At 38.4% G+C, this 16,389-nt stretch carries 14 protein-coding genes; 6 read left to right on the top strand and 8 right to left on the bottom strand.

Annotated features, from left to right (window positions below):
- The first annotated feature begins 222 nt into the window (after nt 1-222).
- On the top strand, nt 223-663 hold the full coding sequence (locus tag P9B04_RS00740) for a hypothetical protein (RefSeq protein ID WP_342053083.1): 441 nt from the start codon (nt 223-225) through the stop codon (nt 661-663).
- A 61-nt stretch (nt 664-724) separates the two neighbouring features.
- Here P9B04_RS00740 and P9B04_RS00735 read toward each other — a convergent pair whose 3' ends face one another.
- From P9B04_RS00735 to P9B04_RS00710, 6 genes are all read right to left on the bottom strand, one after another.
- A complete protein-coding gene (locus P9B04_RS00735) occupies nt 725-3,070 on the bottom strand; it encodes an ATP-dependent helicase (protein ID WP_342053082.1) in 2,346 nt (781 codons plus the stop codon).
- Between the two features lie 68 nt (nt 3,071-3,138).
- Nucleotides 3,139-4,359: a reverse transcriptase-like protein gene (locus P9B04_RS00730; RefSeq protein ID WP_342053081.1), complete on the bottom strand. Its 1,221-nt coding sequence runs from the start codon at nt 4,357-4,359 to the stop codon at nt 3,139-3,141.
- 392 nt (nt 4,360-4,751) lie between these two features.
- On the bottom strand, nt 4,752-5,705 hold the full coding sequence (locus P9B04_RS00725; RefSeq protein ID WP_342053080.1) for a hypothetical protein: 954 nt from the start codon (nt 5,703-5,705) through the stop codon (nt 4,752-4,754).
- An 89-nt stretch (nt 5,706-5,794) separates the two neighbouring features.
- Complete coding sequence (locus tag P9B04_RS00720; protein ID WP_342053079.1) at nt 5,795-6,106, bottom strand: TIGR03792 family protein; 312 nt, start codon at nt 6,104-6,106, stop codon at nt 5,795-5,797.
- Nucleotides 6,107-6,430: 324 nt separating this feature from the next.
- The gene (gene gcvH, locus P9B04_RS00715) at nt 6,431-6,835 is read right to left on the bottom strand and encodes a glycine cleavage system protein GcvH (protein WP_342053078.1); all 405 of its coding nucleotides are present in this window, start codon (nt 6,833-6,835) and stop codon (nt 6,431-6,433) included.
- Nucleotides 6,836-7,159: 324 nt separating this feature from the next.
- The gene (locus tag P9B04_RS00710) at nt 7,160-7,732 is read right to left on the bottom strand and encodes a peroxiredoxin (RefSeq protein ID WP_342053077.1); all 573 of its coding nucleotides are present in this window, start codon (nt 7,730-7,732) and stop codon (nt 7,160-7,162) included.
- A gap of 182 nt (nt 7,733-7,914) precedes the next feature.
- Here P9B04_RS00710 and P9B04_RS00705 point away from each other — a divergent pair, with 182 nt between their 5' ends.
- Nucleotides 7,915-8,331, top strand: coding sequence for a Fur family transcriptional regulator (locus tag P9B04_RS00705; protein ID WP_342053076.1), 417 nt, complete (start codon nt 7,915-7,917; stop codon nt 8,329-8,331).
- A gap of 163 nt (nt 8,332-8,494) precedes the next feature.
- Complete coding sequence (locus P9B04_RS00700) at nt 8,495-9,568, top strand: calcium-binding protein (RefSeq protein WP_342053075.1); 1,074 nt, start codon at nt 8,495-8,497, stop codon at nt 9,566-9,568.
- A 185-nt stretch (nt 9,569-9,753) separates the two neighbouring features.
- Here P9B04_RS00700 and P9B04_RS00695 read toward each other — a convergent pair whose 3' ends face one another.
- Entirely contained in the window at nt 9,754-11,211 is a 1,458-nt protein-coding gene (locus tag P9B04_RS00695) for a mechanosensitive ion channel domain-containing protein (RefSeq protein ID WP_342053074.1), read from the bottom strand.
- A 100-nt stretch (nt 11,212-11,311) separates the two neighbouring features.
- Complete coding sequence (locus P9B04_RS00690; protein ID WP_342053073.1) at nt 11,312-11,737, bottom strand: hypothetical protein; 426 nt, start codon at nt 11,735-11,737, stop codon at nt 11,312-11,314.
- A 144-nt stretch (nt 11,738-11,881) separates the two neighbouring features.
- Between P9B04_RS00690 and gshA the strand changes: the two genes are divergently transcribed.
- The 3 genes from gshA (at nt 11,882) to P9B04_RS00675 (ending at nt 16,101) form a co-directional block, all read left to right on the top strand.
- The gene (gene gshA, locus P9B04_RS00685) at nt 11,882-13,027 is read left to right on the top strand and encodes a glutamate--cysteine ligase (RefSeq protein ID WP_342053072.1); all 1,146 of its coding nucleotides are present in this window, start codon (nt 11,882-11,884) and stop codon (nt 13,025-13,027) included.
- 120 nt (nt 13,028-13,147) lie between these two features.
- Nucleotides 13,148-13,609: a tRNA (cytidine(34)-2'-O)-methyltransferase gene (locus P9B04_RS00680; RefSeq protein ID WP_342053071.1), complete on the top strand. Its 462-nt coding sequence runs from the start codon at nt 13,148-13,150 to the stop codon at nt 13,607-13,609.
- Nucleotides 13,610-14,094: 485 nt separating this feature from the next.
- A complete protein-coding gene (locus tag P9B04_RS00675; RefSeq protein ID WP_342053070.1) occupies nt 14,095-16,101 on the top strand; it encodes a peptidoglycan DD-metalloendopeptidase family protein in 2,007 nt (668 codons plus the stop codon).
- Nucleotides 16,102-16,389 lie beyond the last annotated feature (288 nt).

The raw sequence follows: 16,389 nt of genomic DNA, 5'->3' as shown, positions 1-16,389 counted from the left end.
TTGGCCTAAGTTTTCGCAGCGAGTGACCCCTGGCTTTTTGAGAAGATACAAAAAATCGATAACCAATAAATAGTGCGTTAGTATTTGATTGATCAAAAATTACACAAAGTTTTTAAGTTTATTGCCCTGTTTAATCGGTGAACTAAATAAAATACTGACATAGAATAAAGCAGGATAGCTAATTTTAGCCATAGACTATGATTTATCGAGAGGATACTAAGCATGAATGCGTCGGAAAAAGCCCAAGGTGTAGAAATAGCTACAAAAATTGCATCTACTGTTCATTTATTTAAAACCCATTTTCCCGATGCTAAAGCTGATCTTGAACCTTGGCATGATGATCCCGATACCCTCGAATTAGTTGATCCTCATTCTATCGATATTGGCTTTCATTTACCTGGATGGAGTCCTCGCTTTCAGAGTCGTAGTATGTTAGTACAGATTAGGTTTCACAAAGATCCTGTGGATAAAATTCAACGGTTGGTGGGCTTAGAGATAACTGGATTTAATCATCAGGGACAAGCTTGGCGGCTATCAACCGTAGAAAATTGGCAATTAGAAGGTAATTATCAACCTGCTAGGGATATTGCCGAAGGATTTAAGTGTTTTTGTCGTGAAGTTTTTGAAGTGTTTAATAACAATAGAAAACTGGACAAATCCTAGCACAAAAAAATGCGATCGCTAATTTCCAAAGTAGTTTTTAATGGTTAGCTTTTGCTAACTTTTAAAACAAATATTCCATCACAGAATTGGGAAATTGCTTCATTAAGATGGGAAAAAGAGGACAAGGAATTTTACTCTGTAAATTAATCGTTGTATCTGTTTTAAAAATACTCCAACGAAAGGGTCCTTGTTTAGCGGCAGACATCCATAAAAGGCGTTTTGCACGGGTCATAGCCACATAAAGTAAGCGATATTCTTCTGCTTTCTTAAGTCGTTGTGCGTCTTCCCAAGCAGATTCCGGGTTAGGAATAACTAAAGGGTTTTCTTGATTAATATATTGATGATGAACAGCCGCACGAATTTGTGCGCGAGACACTTCTGCTAAAGTAAACTTACCCAAAAATTGTGCAGAAGTAGGAACCCAGGGACTACCAGGCAAAACGTCTTCATGCAGGAAAGGAAGAAAGACATAATCCCAGTCTAAACCTTTTGATTTATGCATGGTAATAATTGTTACTTGATTCTGTCTAGTATAACGTTCTTCGTTGTCCTCTTCTATTCCTTCAAACTGTTCTGAATTAATAATTTCTCTAAGAGCGTTTAAAACGCTTTTTATGGAGTATTTCCCGCTCAATTCTTGACTAATTCTCTCAGAGAGTTTCTGAACTGTTGCTAATTCTGCACCTGTATATTTTAAGGTCATTCCTAAGAAGGGAATAAGTTGATAATCTGGTAATTCTATTTTTGCTTGTAGAAGATTACAGCAATAACGACGGGCCTCTGCAACGGATTTTTTTTGTTCAGAAACTAGAGGACTAGGATAAAGAAAATTCTCGGGATAGGTAGCTAAAATATTGAGGTCTTGTGAGGGAATTAAACCTCTATTTTCTAGTATTTCTAGGGCATTTTTTAAATAGTCTGGAGAATGGGGTCGATCCATGAATTGTAATAGGTTTAAAATTTCACTGGGAATCTGAGAAAATCTTTCTGATTCCCCCACTTCATAGACCCTAATTTTTTGTTTTTTAGGTAATTCTTTGAGATTTTCAGCTAAGAAGCGACCCTGGCGATTTTCTCTGACTAAAATAGCTGCATTATGTTCTGGATTTTTGGTTAATAATTCAATAATTCTTTCCCGAATTAAATCCACTGTATGATAAATATCATCAGGACAATAAAGTTCTAATCCTTCCCCAACAGATTTCGGGTTAGCATTGGGTTGAGGATCATCTTTGCTAACAGTTTCAATAGTTTGTAAGCGAAAGGGAACCACCTCTTTTTTATCTTCTTGAGTATTAGAAGTAAGTTGTTTTTCTTGTTGCTTTTCTGCTTCAATTTTCCATTGTTTATTAACCCATTTTAAAGCAAAGTTAGCTGCGTCGATAATAATCTTACTACTACGTCCAGCTTGAGTCATTTCTGCTAGTCTATCTTCGTTTTTACAGGTCTCACAAAACCAATTAAAATACACAGGATCAGCAGGGGTAAAAGTGGAGTTTATTGCTTGATTGGGGTCTCCTACCCGAATCAAATTACAGTCTTTTTCGCCACTCGCTAAAGCAGAAATAAGTTGTTCTTGTAAAGGACTTGAATCTTGCGCTTCATCTTCAAAAACAGCAAATATTTGCTGCTGCCACATCTCTCTAATTTTAGGTTTTTTTAAAACATTTAACGCCCCTAAAATCATATCATCGTAATCGATAAAATCCAGCGATCGCATGACGATTTGATATTGTTCGTATAATCCAGCACCAATGGCTAAAATTCCATAAGGTTCCTCAGAACAATAACTTAATTCCCATACTTTTTCGGGAGTTAATCCTGAACTTTTGGCTTCTCTTATAATTGTATGGGCAAGCTTCGGTAAAACTTCCGTCCTTAAAACAGATTGACGGCGCAATCTTTCGGTTTCTTCTCCATCAAATTCAGCCCCTTCTAATAGTATTTGATAACGACGAGCATTACTACTAATCCACTTTTCTACCGAACTGCGAATTACTCGATGACTAGGGGTAGGAATAATAACCGTCGATGTGTCTAAATTAAATTGTGATAACTCTGGGTGGCGAGTAGCAATATTCAAGGCCAAACCGTGTAAAGTTTGTACCATAAATCCCGTTTGAGGTATCTTTAAATCTTTGAGACGTTCTTTAATTTTTGCCTTAATTCCAGCCGCAGCCGAACGAGTATAGGTAACAATAATTAACTGGTTTCTAGGATGGAGTTGATATCGTGCTATCATCATAGCAGCAGCCACCGCCAAACTATGAGATTTACCCGCTCCAGGCACAGCAGAAATAGCCATTTTTCCCCCCGTCCAATTGGACAATTGTTGTTGTCCAGGACGTAAGCTATTTTCTAGTTCCTCTAATTTTGTTTTCAGAGATAAGGAGGAGAGGTTTGTCATTAAATTAATGTTATTTTCTAAGAATAAATCTAGTCAGTTAAAGTAACGATTTATATTGATTATATTTGTTATTTTTTGTGAGAAACATTATCAGCGATCGCTTTAAGAATAAGATTAACCATCTCAGGAATTTTAACTAATTCCTCGGCGAGGATGTTTTTTTCTTCAGCACTAAGATTTTCAATTGCTTGGAGAAGATCAACTATACTTAATAGTGATGGTAAGGTATCTTTATTTTTATCTACCTCCATAGCTGCGTCTTCTTGATCAAACACTAAATCAGACTCGTCATCGAAAGACAGATCACTAGATGAAGAGAACAAGTCTACCTCAAACGAATCTAAGTTATCTTTCTTGAAGTCCTGCGCTATCAAAGATGCAAATGAGATAGGTTCTTGTGACTCAGATAAACTCGGAGAATTGTCCTGTAGACCCATCTCAAGCTTATCTAATTCAGAAAGTAGAGAAACTAGAGGATCTGATGTATTGTCAGAATCCTTTAAGAATGGTGACTGAGGGACGTTTAGAGCTTCCTCCCAGGGAAGTTTTGCCTTATCTGGTTGATTAGTCTTTTGATCCAGATTAACTTTACGACAAGCCATTATGGCAGGTAATCCCCTTAAATGCCAACGATACATCTGGGCTAAATTATCTTCATCTCCTTGCCACTGTAGAGCAATTTTATCCCTAACCTCCACTGGAATCAAAGCCCTCAATTCCTGGAGAGATTTGTGTGTCCATTCGTCTTCTTCTACGGTGAGTCGATTATAATCTTCATCTCTGGCTTGCTCCCCCTTTTGCATTAAACTGACCATAGCAGGGTATTTTGCGGAAGCTGTTTGTGGTTTTTCCCGTCCTAGAGCATCCTTAATACAGCGTTTAACCGCCGATGTAGCCGGACGGTTTTGTTCAGGAGAAATCCATTCTAAGGAAATTTTCTCAAAACTTCTGATGTATTTAATAGCAGTGCGGTACAGTTTCCTTAGCCTTTCTTCGGTAACGGAAGTTAAACCATTAACCTGATTGAAAACAAGATCACTATCCCCTTTTACCGCTAAAGTTTTTAATCTTAATTGCTGTGCTTTTTGTAAACCAATAATCAGAGCAGTGTATTCTGCTTCGTCTTTGTGATTAACAGATACTAATTGACTAACGGTATAACGTTTACCATTGGGCATTAAAAGAACAGCTGCCGCAACCCCTTGCATTAAAGTTCCTTGGAATTCCCCGGCAAATAGGATGACTGGCGTATCTTTAGCAATGATTGGTTTTTGGGGATTAGTCGACATTGTAATTCTGTGTGTTGGAGGAATTAGACAAAGCGTAAAACTTACTATTTTTGAGAGAACGAGTCTTACTCAATGTCCAAAGAATAGGAGAAGACATCAAGTCTTACACAAATATGGTTAATTTATATTTAAAGTTCAATATGGGTTCTTTTATACTTTCCGAATATAATCAAAAAGCTTTCGAGATTAACAATTAGGGGGTTGATTATACTGTGCTTACCTAAATAAATTATTCCTTCGACTTTCTTTAGAAATAACATTATTAGGATTTGAATCCTTTAGCTTCCACAAGGAACTCATCGAGTGTTTCCTATTAAATTAGGGACTTGAATCAATAGAATTAGTTTATCTATGATTTTAACACTCGAAGAACACTCATTTAAGTAATCATTTTAAAATCCATCAACTTGAGGAGGTTGAATCCCATAGTTAGGTGCAGGTTGGTTCTGATTGGATGGGTTAGAGTAATTGAAGTTAGGATTACCATTGTTGTAGGGATTTCCTGACTGAGGAGAGGGGGGGTAGGCAGGAATAGGGGCTGGAGGTCTGCCATTACCGTAGGGTTGATTGTAGGGTTGAGTGGGACTGTATGTGTAGGGATTATTGGGTGGAGTTTGAGGACGACCGGAGTAGGGGTTATTTCTTCCCGACGTGGGAAAGTTAGGTTGCGGTGATCTATTGGTGTTGGGGGAAGGCTGTTTATTCTCTCTAGAAGGTTGAGCGGGCGGCTCTACTGAAGGAGATTCTTGGGAAAAGACTTCTTCTATAGCATTTTGTAAAACACTGTTTTGAGGTCTTTGCTTTGACTGTTCTGAGTAATCTGGTATTTGAATCGGTTTACCCGCATTTTTATCTGGCTTTAGGGGAGGAAATAAAGAATCTAAATTCTTGACATTGGGCATTAAGGGTTCAAACTTAACGGAGGGGTTGGGTTGTGGATTTAACTGTGGATTGTCTTTGTCGCCAGAAGAAGGAAAAATAAGGTCATTATTGGAGGATATTTGGTTCCCTTGTAATGATTCAGAAGGCGATTGTAGAAAATCATCGTTGAGTTGTGAGGGAGGAAGAGGAACTCCTTCAGAATTATTAAGACGATTTTGTTCTAAATCTTGTAATGTTACCCCAATATCCAGGTTGTTGCCTACTTCTCCCTCAAATTTTCCCTCAATACTCGAACCTGGTAATTGGTTATCTCCTACCCACTCGGGATGACGGTGATATTGCCAGAGAAGAAACCCAACCAGTGCCATAATACCGACAGAACCCCAGACTTTTACATTAATTAAAGGTTTAAGTCTTGCTATCGAGTAACGAAGAGAAGAGTTAGAATGTTTAGGATGAGTCATGGCTAGAAGATTATTGTGTCTTTCTCCATTTAGTCTATCTCAGATTATCAAAGTCGCGCCCATCTAATATCTTACTCTTAAAACAAAAATTAAGAATTGGAAAATTTCCTAATTTGATATTCTTTCGCTTCGATGATTTCGTAAGGATGGTTTTGCATTTGTTGAGCGAATTTCTGTTCTATTGTTTCTAAATCGTTTTGAAGAATTTTTTTCCATTGTTCACGGCTTTCCCAACGAATGATTAAGGTAATTTCATCGGGAAAATTAGGGGATATCCAAACCTCTTTTCCCAGAAAACCAGGAAACTGTGCTAAAAACGGGGTCCATATTTCATTGTCTAATCGAATGAAAATATCTCTTGAGGGAGGAGAAATCCGAAATTTAAGCCACTCGATGACCATATTGTAAATTTTTACTGAATTGATGAAACAAAGTTTTATTTTTAAGAGAAAATATAAATAGGGAAATCAATAATCTTTGATAATTTCTCGGGAAGGAAAACTATGATTAGTACATTTTTATATCCGAATAGTGTTACTTACTTAATTGTTAAGCTCTGTGTTTTGTTTCTAGCGGTTTTCTTCTATTTAGTATTTACAGCTGCTCCTGTTAGTTGAGGTACTTTAACTAGTTGATGCTGTTATTCCAGAGGAATGTCGTTCTGAGACAAGAAATGTTTACCCTTGAAACAACAGCAACGGGGTTAAGTCATCCTGGTATAGTTTTTAAGCAGTGTCTTCTTCCCCTTCAACCATAGCTCGATAGTCTTGAGCAGACATGGTATCTTCTAATTCATCGTCGGGGTTTTCCACACGAACCTTCAATAACCATCCATCTCCGTAAGGATCATCGGCAATAACTTCGGGAGTCTCAATCATGGCCTCGTTGCGGTCAACAACGGTTCCAGAGACGGGAGGGTAAAGATCTTCTGCTGCTTTAACGGATTCGATGGAACCAAAGCTAGTTCCTGTCTCCAAAGAGTCTCCTACTTCGGGCAATTCGAGGAAAACCACGTCCCCTAATTGGTCGATAGCATAGGCACTAATGCCAATGGTGGCGATTTCTCCGTCGAAACGAACGTATTCGTGACTATCCAAATATTTTAAGTCTTCGGGAAATTCTAGTTCCATAACCTATTGTGTTTAATGCAAACTTTGAACAAAATTGAATCCCTTACTCTCTTAACCCCCGCCATAACAAGTCTTGTATTTATATTCTGCGGCGTTGGATTCGATGTATGGTATTAGCGTGATCCAAGGAATACTGAGAAAGGTTGACCCATAAATTACAGGTGATCGAGCTATGAAATTAGCTAACTCTTTCAAGATATTTCTTGTTTTCTAGGGTCAACCAATTAAATTTAGTCATTTTCTGAAGACCTTATAGTAACCCATAGGATTAATATACCCATGAGTCGCTTATTTCTGTCAGAAGTTAACTACAAAACATTAAAACTAACCGACAAAAGCCTTGCGAGGTTCAGAAACACCACTAGACTCGGTTCCTTTGAGGTAAGCTAACATGGTGTCAGCGTCAGATACTTCAAAAGGATCGGTGGGACAATTATCACTAAAGTCAGGTTCTACAAACATTTTTTCGATCTTGCAGTCGTTGACTAGCATGGAATAACGCCAAGAACGCATACCAAAACCAAGGTTAGATTTCTCTACTAACATACCCATCTTACGGGTAAATTCGCCGTTCCCATCGGGTAATAAGGAGACGTTTTTGGCTTCTTGTTGTTTACCCCATTGGAACATAACAAAAGCATCATTCACAGACAGACAAATGATTTGGTCAACCCCTAATCCCTTAAATTCTTCGTACAACTCTTCGTAGCGAGGTAAGTGGTTAGAGGAACAAGTGGGGGTAAAAGCACCAGGTAAGGAAAAGACAATTACTTTTTTGCCTTTAAAAATATCCTCGGTGTTTACATCTTCCCAACGATAAGGGTTAGGACCGGGAACAGACTCGTCACGAACACGGGTCTTAAATACAACGTTGGGTACAGTTTCAACAGCAGCCATACTTCACCTCTTAACAATAGTTTTTGTATCAGGTTTTACTGACATATCTCAGAATAATTCTTATTTAAGAAAAAGTCAATAGTCATAATAACTTAATTACTTGAAGTAAGTTAACATAGTAAATAATCTCAAAAACTTTCAATTATAATGTAGAGAGACAAGAATAAAAGAAAGTTAAAAAGATGAAAAAAGAAGCTGATGCCATCGTAAATATCTTAAAAGAGAAGAAATTGAGGGTAACGCCGCAAAGATTCGCTGTTTATGCTAATTTACTCCATAGAAATGATCATCCCACCGCCGAACAGATTTTGAGCGATATCAACCAAGATGTGCCAACCTCTTCGCAAGCAACAGTCTACACTGCATTACAAGCATTGCGCCAAGTGGGTTTAGTTAGGGAAGTTGTGCTAGAGCCAGGGGTGTGTCGCTATGATGCTAACGTTGAACCTCACCATCACTTTCGTTGTCGTTGTTGTTGTGTCATTGAAGATATTCCTTGGGAGACTTTTCAATCCTTGGATTTAGGAGGATTACGTCCCGGTATTACCCCAGAACGTTACGAAGTAACCGTCGAAGGAATATGCGATCGCTGTCAATAGTACAGAATAACTCCAAGTTGTGCAAAAATTTCATGCCATGTCATTGTTAAGTGGACAAGATTTGCTATACTCTTATAGTCTTAATTCTGTTTTCTGACAATTTTCTCAGGAAAAATAATTTTACACTTAACGGCTTTAAATCAATTCAAAAGAGGTTTTTATCATGGCATTCTATGGAGATGATACTAACAACAACATATTCAATAATCCGGAATTTGAGCAGTATGGTGGCAACGGGGATGATGCTCTAGGGAGGGATAATGGAGACTTTCTAGCCTTTGGGGGAGCAGGGGACGACATTTTGTATCAAAATGGTTCGTTTTTTATGGATGGATACGGTGGCCCGGGTAACGACTGGCTTACCATCGTAAATACCAGTACATCAGCCAGTTCTCTTTATGGTGAAGATGGCACAGACATCATCCAAGGTGGGGGTGGAAATGATGCGATTTATGGTGGGGAGGACAGAGATGCACTGTTCGGTAGAGACGGAAGCGATACCATCTATGGAGGTTCTGGGGATGATAACAGCTTTGATGGAGAAGATAATGTTAGTGCTGGAGCAGCCGCTCTTGGAGAAGCCTTTGTAATTACCGCGCCTGGTGGACTTTATGGTGGTGATGGGGACGACTATCTTGATGGGGGTGAAGGGAATGACTTTATCAATGGTGAAGGAGATAACGATACTTTAATTGGAGGTCTTGGAGACGATATCTTAAATGGTGGCGATGGTAACGACCTCGTTTATGCAAATATTGGAGCAGACGAAGCTTTCGGAGGTGCTGGTGACGATACCCTATTCTCAGGGGTTGCGAATGCCGTAACCATCTTTGGTGGAGAGGGAAATGACCAAATCTCAACTGGGAGTGGTAATGATCTGCTTCTTGGCGAAGACGGAGACGATATAATTGTTGCAGGTGCCGGCAATGATACTATTGTTGGAGGAAGCGGAGTTGATGCAATAGCAGGGGGTGATGGTTTTGATGCTGTGCTTGGCGGTGAGGGGGCCGATTTCTTTAACTTCAGCACAGAAATCAATGCTGGAGAATTTGATTCTATCGCTGATTGGTCAACCGAAGACTTCTTAATATTGGGTAGTGCCTACAGTGGATCCACCTCTTTTGGAGACTATGCTGGTGGTGCTTTCGCAGTTGTAAATGTTGGTTCGAGTTTTTATGCAGTCTATGCCAACGGTGCAACAGCTGCGGACTTACAAGCATCTACATTCTACGTCTAAATCAGTTATGTCTGAGGATTAGAAGTAACACTCCCTCGTGAAAGAATTAACCTAACGAGGGATTTCTCTAGTTTATTTTAGACAAGTTATCTTGAGATAAGATCAGTCAGTGTATATAAAGAACTGATAATAAACCAAGAATATTTCACATCTTACGGGTAAGGAAAAAAGATACCATAACTTAATTATTGAGAACTCAAGAAAAGGTTGTTTAACCTCTTCTTCAACCAATTCATAACATTACTATCATCCTCTTCTTCACTCACTAAACCCATTTCTCTTAATTGTTTTTGACGTTGGGTAAGTTCTTCTTGATGTTGACTTAATTCTTCAAGAATCACCTCAGCAAAGTTCGATTGCTCTTGTAATAGTTTCTTAAATCTAACTTTATCAATAACAAAAAATCGAGTTTTTTCTAACGTTTTAACAGAAGCGGTTCTCGTAATTCCTAAAATCAAGGCTAACTCTCCAAAAATATCTCCTGCTCTCAAAGTTACTAAATGTTTATTGATTGTGGGAACAAAAACATCTACAGAACCCGATAAAATTATATAAAAAGAATCTCCTGGATCTTCTTCATTAAATAATATTTTATTCTTATCTAATTTTTTTCTATATCCCATTTCAATTAATTGACGGAGTTCTAAAGGCGTTAAATTAGAAAAATAGGTATTTTTTTTCAGAATGTCCCGCACTGAAATAGGTGAATAATTCGAGTCATCTTCATCAGTTAAATTAGATACTTTACTATTTTTACTAATAGAAATTGGTAAATAAAAATCTCGATTAGCAAGAGAAATTTGTTGTGTAGGAAAAATAATATTAATTCCATATTCTTTTAAATGATGTTCGATGCCATAATTAATACTATTAATAGTCATATCTTCTTCCTTCATTTCATCAATCCAGACTTGTAATTCAAACTCACAGTAAGATGTCTTAATTTCTTTAAACACTAGTTTAGGAGAAGGTTCACTTTTTACAGAGAATTCATTTTGTACTGTATTTAAAACAATTTCTGTGAATAGTACAAAATCAATATTTTTACCCACTTTCAAAGGTATTTTTACTCGATTGTAGGTTTTATTATAACTCCAATTTAGAATAGGATAAGTCACTAAATAACTATTGGGGATAATGATAAAACCGGAGTCTTTGGTTTTGATAACAGTAAAAAGTAGGGAGATTTTTTCAACCGTTCCTCGCACATCAGAAAATTCCTGACGATGACCAAATTGTATATAATCATTAACTTTAATAGCTCGTCCTAATAATAGGATCAAACCGCTTACAAAATCTCTTAAAATTGTTTGTAATCCAAACCCAATACCAATACCCAAACCACCAGCAACCACAGCCAAAGATTGTAAATTAAGTCCAGAAGATTGTAAACAAATCAAACTTCCTAGAGTGATCAAAAAGTAAAAAATAAGAGTTGAAAAAGCTTCTCTCTGTCCCGATTCAATCTTGAATTTTTTAAAAACCCAATTCTGAAAGAGCAATTTAATCAGACGAGCAAGAATAAAAACAAGAATTAAACTACTTATAATCTGTATTAGTAAAGTAAAAGAAATAGCCTGCCCTAAAAAAGTAAAAATAGGATAATTGAAAATTGAGATAACTGTTTGAAAAATAGAAGACATTTTTAATATAAATTCAGACGGTGGAAAAATAAAATAAGATGGGTTTTAGAGCCGGATTTGGTGTAATGCTCCTATCTTTACCAAAGTGAGAACTGCTGTGTTATAAGAAACCGACTTTATTTAAAATAATTCCTTGATAGTGATAGTCTAAAGAACTTGTTTGATAAGCAAGTTTAAAAGTATCCGTTAACTTTAACTCAAGATTTATATTTCGTTTTTCATCCTTTAAATTAAATCCCTTCATTATTAATATATTTTGCTTAAATTGCCATTCTCCCTGCCAGGTTGTATCTTCTAAAGTTGTATTTTCTTGATAGATGCGATGTCTAGCCAAAAAACTACCATCAGGACGAAATTGATAGCCATAGTAAATAGTTAATCCCTCAGATTCATGAAAACCACGCCAAAGGCCAGTAATAAAACTATTGGGTTCAATATTGCTAGAAGAAATATTTGTATTACCACTATTTTGATTTATTAACTCAGACTCAGTAAAATGTCTTATCTTTCCTTGGTTATTATCCATAGGTTTACTTCTCACTGGAGCAGAAAGAAGTAAAAAATTGAGACACAAATAATAGAAAAGAAAAAAATAGTTGATCATTTGTCGGTCAAAATCGTTAATAATAGATAATATAATGCCACAACGGCAATGTTATTCAGAGGACTTATGACACGACTATGTAAGGGCGTTGAAGTTGAAATGTACACAGGGACATTCCAAGGACAAATTGAGGGATTATCCCATCGAATTGTCAAGGATCTCAATGGATTTGTCCGAGAACCCGATAGTCGTAACGTTGAATATACTACAGCTCCTTTATCCTGTTACGATCGCCTTCTTTGCGCTTTAGTTCGTCCCAGGCAGCGTTTAAGATCATACTTGCAACAAATTGGCGACTACACTATAGTTCCAGGTAGCACCCTCTCATTGGGGGATAGTAAGAAGTTTTATCGTTCTGATCCCATTAACCCTTACCATAGCTACATCGAAAACAGTTATGGGACTGATGTAGTTACCGCCAGTATTCATATTAACATTGGCATTAGTGATCCAGAATTGTTGATGCAAGCTTGTCGCTTAGTTCGGGTTGAAGCACCTTTATATCTTGCTTTGAGTGCGTCTTCACCTTTCTTGGATGGAAGAGTAACAGGGTATCATTCTACCCGTTGGCAGATGTTTCCTCAAACCCCTGAAAATGTTCCCTTTTTTGAGAGTCATAATCACTTTATTAAGTGGACAGAAGAACAGTTAAAATTGAAAACTATGCAAAATGTCCGTCATCTCTGGACATCGGTGCGTCCTAACGGCCATAATAGACCCTACAATCTTAATCGCCTAGAATTAAGAATTTGTGATTTGATTGCTGATCCTATTACTTTATTATCTGTCATCGCTCTACTAGAATGCCGCCTTCTACAATTGATGGATGATCCTACCCTCGATCCCCTCAACAGTAGTCAACTATCTTCTGACAGCTTAGTTGAGATTACCCATCATAACGAAATGGCTGCCGCAAAACGCAGCTTAGAAGCACAGTTATACCATTGGAAAGATGGTAGTGAGATCACGGCAACCAGATGGATCGAACAAATTTACCAGTCGGTTGCCCCCTTTGCCCAAAAAAAAGGGTTTAGTTGTTTTCTATCCCCTGTGAAAAAAATTCTCCGTAACGGCAACCTAGCACAACAATGGTTAAAAAAATATCAGCTTTCCTCAGATATTCCTTCAATTATTGCCGAAGAAATCCAAGCAGTTGCCCAACAAGAAAAAATGCTAGAAGATAAACTCTGTGATGCTCTGTTAGTTGCTTAAAAAATACTTAAATTTCACCGAGCAATCAATAACTTTTTTAAATTTAAAAAGAAAAAATGTTTAATAAAGTTAATGCTTTTCTCAGAGTTGGTCATTTATAAAAAAAAACTATCAATCACTATGCCGAGAGTCGTTTTAGTCCATCCTCAAATTCCTCCAAATACAGGGAATATAGCCAGAACTTGCGCTGCAACCAATACAGAACTCCATTTGGTTGGTCCATTGGGGTTTGAATTAAGCGATCGCTATCTTAAACGGGCTGGATTAGATTATTGGCCCCACGTCAAACTCCACTATCACCTGGATTTAGCTCAATTTCAAAGCCATTATCAACAATCCGAGGGGAGATTACTAGGATTTAGTGTCAGAGGGAAATCCTGTTACGGAGATTGTCAGTTTCAAGAAAATGACTGGTTAGTGTTCGGTAGTGAAACCGAGGGACTACCGGCCAAATTTATGGCAACGTGCGATCAAATGCTCTATATACCCATGCCTCACCCCGAAGTAAGAAGTCTTAACCTATCCGTGAGTGTAGCAGTGGGGTTATTTGAAGCTTTGAGGCAGCTGGATCAACTAAACTAACCATAAATCCAAAAACTCCCCGTGATTCCTTAGAGTTTTATAGCACAAAAATCAATAAAATTCTCATAAATCTAATAAGAAATTCATATCACTAATCTCTGGGAAACCAGGGAAAAAATACAAGTAGCTAAACGGGAAAAAAGCAGTTACATCAGACTCCGAAACCCAGGAAATGCCATGAGGTGAAACCTTTTGAGAGTTGCGAGCGTCAACCAACTCGCGTCCCGCAAAGATTATCGAACATAGATAAAAAATTGCCGAGTAGATTACAATCAATCAATTGCTTGTTCACAGCAGGCAAAATAAGTTAATTTCTCATAACATACACAATAAGTATATTGACTTAATTGGCGATATAAATTAAAACTAATCTCTGATAGGTCTACTCAGTCAAAAATCATCCTAAGAAACTCTCGATAGTCGAAATCGCTCGTTCACACAGTAGGAGGTTGTCCTTGAAAGGTAAATTGAATGAACTAACAACAATGTCTTCAGATGTAGAAGAATACGCCAGAGTAGGGGTAGAGTCTTCTTCAGAAGACTCCCAAAATAAACTAGCCTCAGGTGAAAAAAGTCGGCCCCGTTGCTCAGCTGCCATGCTTGGGTTGGCTATCTCTATGGGCGCAACAGGAATATTATTAAGCCAAGACAAAGCAGTTATAGCTGCCAACGAAGCAACTGCGAATTCCGTTACGGAGAATCTTCCCAGTGTTTCTGACTTCGGTAGCGAAAATAGTCAACTGGCTCCTTTAGCCCTCAAGCATAAAGTAGAAGAGGGAGAAACGATCCTTCAGTTGGCTAACAACTATCAAGTGAAAGCAGAAGAGATAGCACTAATCAATAATTTAGCGATCACTGCTACATTGGAGCCAGGGCAAACCATAAAAATTCCTTCTAGTAAGGATTCGGTTCAAAAAATTACCCCAAAAAGTTCTCCAGAAAGCGGAGACAAACGGAAAAATGTTGGTAAAAAGTCCGTTAACACTTCCCTCGATCATCTCAGAGAAACTCGAAAACGTCTGCAGGATAGCCTAGCGGAATTAAAAACCGAAGGTGCTAACACTGTAGTTGAAGAGCAAACCGTTGCTGATGTTAGCCAACCCCTCAATCAGCCACCAGAACAAGAAAAAGAAACAGTAGTGGGGGTAGAAACAGTAAAGGTAGCTCAAACTATTGAAATTCCCACATTGAGTTCTGAAACAGAACCCAATGAAGAAGTTACTATCGAAGAAGAAATGGCTTCTTTAAAAGGCTTCCTAGAAAGTGAGAATGAACAATCAACCGTTCCTGTGGTTCCCTCTCTACAAACGGAAACCAACATCAAGATTGAATCAGATCAACCCATTCCCATCAGCGTCACTCCCTCTAACAAGCAAAATCCCCAAGACATAGAAGTGATCCCAACTGATGGCGAAACATCTTTCCTACCCCCTAGGAAGCAAGTTATACCCCAACCCAACATTCAAAGAGTCACACAAAAAAGCTATCGGGTTCGCCGAGGAGACACTCTTAACAGCATCGCCCGTCGTCATGGGATTTCTACCCAGGAATTAATTAGTGCCAACGGTATTACCAACGCCAATTTGATTCGGGTTAATCAAACCCTAATGATTCCTCAAAAACAGACAATAGCTGAAGCTCAACCGAATCAAGGAACCACCTTACCTTCAGTATTTGAGGAGTTTGGCTCAGGAGGAAACTCTTCTAGAAACCGCTCTCGTAGAACTGATGGTAACCCCATAGATTTCCAGGTATCCACTGCTCAGCAATCCCATACCGACAAGTTAAAAGCCGATATCGTTGATTTGCAAAGAGATTACGGAAAGAGAGAATCAGAGGTTTCTTTAAATCAAACCCGCCCTGATGGGAAAACTGTGGTAGGAGAAGCGTTAAACTCAGAATGGAGCAGCGATCGCCAAGATACTACTTCTCCTCAACAGGCCATAGAAGAACGGTTAAATAGCAGACAATCGGATTTAATTAGTGCAGCATCCGCTAATCCTTCTGTTTACAATAACCCATTTGAACTTCCCGTAGGAACTGCTGTTGGTCCTGATTTACCTGGCATATCTAATCCCGATGACTATCTTCCTGATGCTCCCATGAGATTTACTGGACATATTTGGCCCAGTAAAGGGGTACTCACCTCTGGGTATGGTCCTCGTTGGGGTAGAATGCACAAGGGCATTGACATTGCTGCTCCAGTGGGAACTCCTATTATGGCTTCCGCACCAGGTGAAGTTATCAGCGCAGGATGGAATTCTGGTGGGTTCGGTAATTTAGTGAAACTTCGTCACCCCGATGGTAGCGTTACTTTATACGCCCATAACAGCCGTATTTTAGTGCGTCGTGGTCAGAAAGTAGAACAAGGTCAACAAATTGCTGAAATGGGCAGCACTGGTTACAGCACAGGCCCCCACCTTCACTACGAAATCCATCTTAAAGGCAGAGGCGCACAAAACCCCATGGCATTTTTACCCAAGAATCGCTAAATAGTTATCCAATTAGTGAACACGAGCGATAATATTGAATCAGAGAATTTTTTCTCTGATTTTTTTGTAGCAATCTAAGAATTAGTTATGTAATCATCTAGTTTCTAAAGCGGAGTCGATCTTAGCTGTAGTGACATCCTCCCACGCACGCCACTACGCTTTGTGCGGGGAACCTCCCTAACTCACGATAGGGCATTCCTGGTTATTCTCACTTATGCGAGGTTTCGCCACATATCTAGCCTGCATTATTCATGAGAGAATTAAGAACAAGCATGAAAGCCTTATGCA

Origin of the sequence: Crocosphaera sp. Alani8 (genome assembly GCF_038442745.1) — a bacterium.
Classification (GTDB): domain Bacteria; phylum Cyanobacteriota; class Cyanobacteriia; order Cyanobacteriales; family Microcystaceae; genus Crocosphaera.
The sequence above is the reverse complement of the archived record's forward strand: the minus strand, read 5'-3'. Positions and strand labels throughout refer to the sequence as shown.

Bases quoted from the DNA above. Each gene is read 5' to 3' on its own strand.
- P9B04_RS00705 (WP_342053076.1), top strand. From the start codon at position 7,915: ATGAAAAAAGAAGCTGATGCCATCGTAAATATCTTAAAAGAGAAGAAA.
- P9B04_RS00730 (WP_342053081.1), bottom strand. From the start codon at position 4,359: ATGTCGACTAATCCCCAAAAACCAATCATTGCTAAAGATACGCCAGTC.
- gcvH (WP_342053078.1), bottom strand. From the start codon at position 6,835: ATGGAACTAGAATTTCCCGAAGACTTAAAATATTTGGATAGTCACGAA.
- P9B04_RS00710 (WP_342053077.1), bottom strand. From the start codon at position 7,732: ATGGCTGCTGTTGAAACTGTACCCAACGTTGTATTTAAGACCCGTGTT.
- P9B04_RS00690 (WP_342053073.1), bottom strand. From the start codon at position 11,737: ATGGATAATAACCAAGGAAAGATAAGACATTTTACTGAGTCTGAGTTA.
- P9B04_RS00700 (WP_342053075.1), top strand. From the start codon at position 8,495: ATGGCATTCTATGGAGATGATACTAACAACAACATATTCAATAATCCG.
- gshA (WP_342053072.1), top strand. From the start codon at position 11,882: ATGACACGACTATGTAAGGGCGTTGAAGTTGAAATGTACACAGGGACA.
- P9B04_RS00675 (WP_342053070.1), top strand. From the start codon at position 14,095: ATGTCTTCAGATGTAGAAGAATACGCCAGAGTAGGGGTAGAGTCTTCT.
- P9B04_RS00720 (WP_342053079.1), bottom strand. From the start codon at position 6,106: ATGGTCATCGAGTGGCTTAAATTTCGGATTTCTCCTCCCTCAAGAGAT.
- P9B04_RS00680 (WP_342053071.1), top strand. From the start codon at position 13,148: ATGCCGAGAGTCGTTTTAGTCCATCCTCAAATTCCTCCAAATACAGGG.
- P9B04_RS00740 (WP_342053083.1), top strand. From the start codon at position 223: ATGAATGCGTCGGAAAAAGCCCAAGGTGTAGAAATAGCTACAAAAATT.
- P9B04_RS00695 (WP_342053074.1), bottom strand. From the start codon at position 11,211: ATGTCTTCTATTTTTCAAACAGTTATCTCAATTTTCAATTATCCTATT.
- P9B04_RS00725 (WP_342053080.1), bottom strand. From the start codon at position 5,705: ATGACTCATCCTAAACATTCTAACTCTTCTCTTCGTTACTCGATAGCA.
- P9B04_RS00735 (WP_342053082.1), bottom strand. From the start codon at position 3,070: ATGACAAACCTCTCCTCCTTATCTCTGAAAACAAAATTAGAGGAACTA.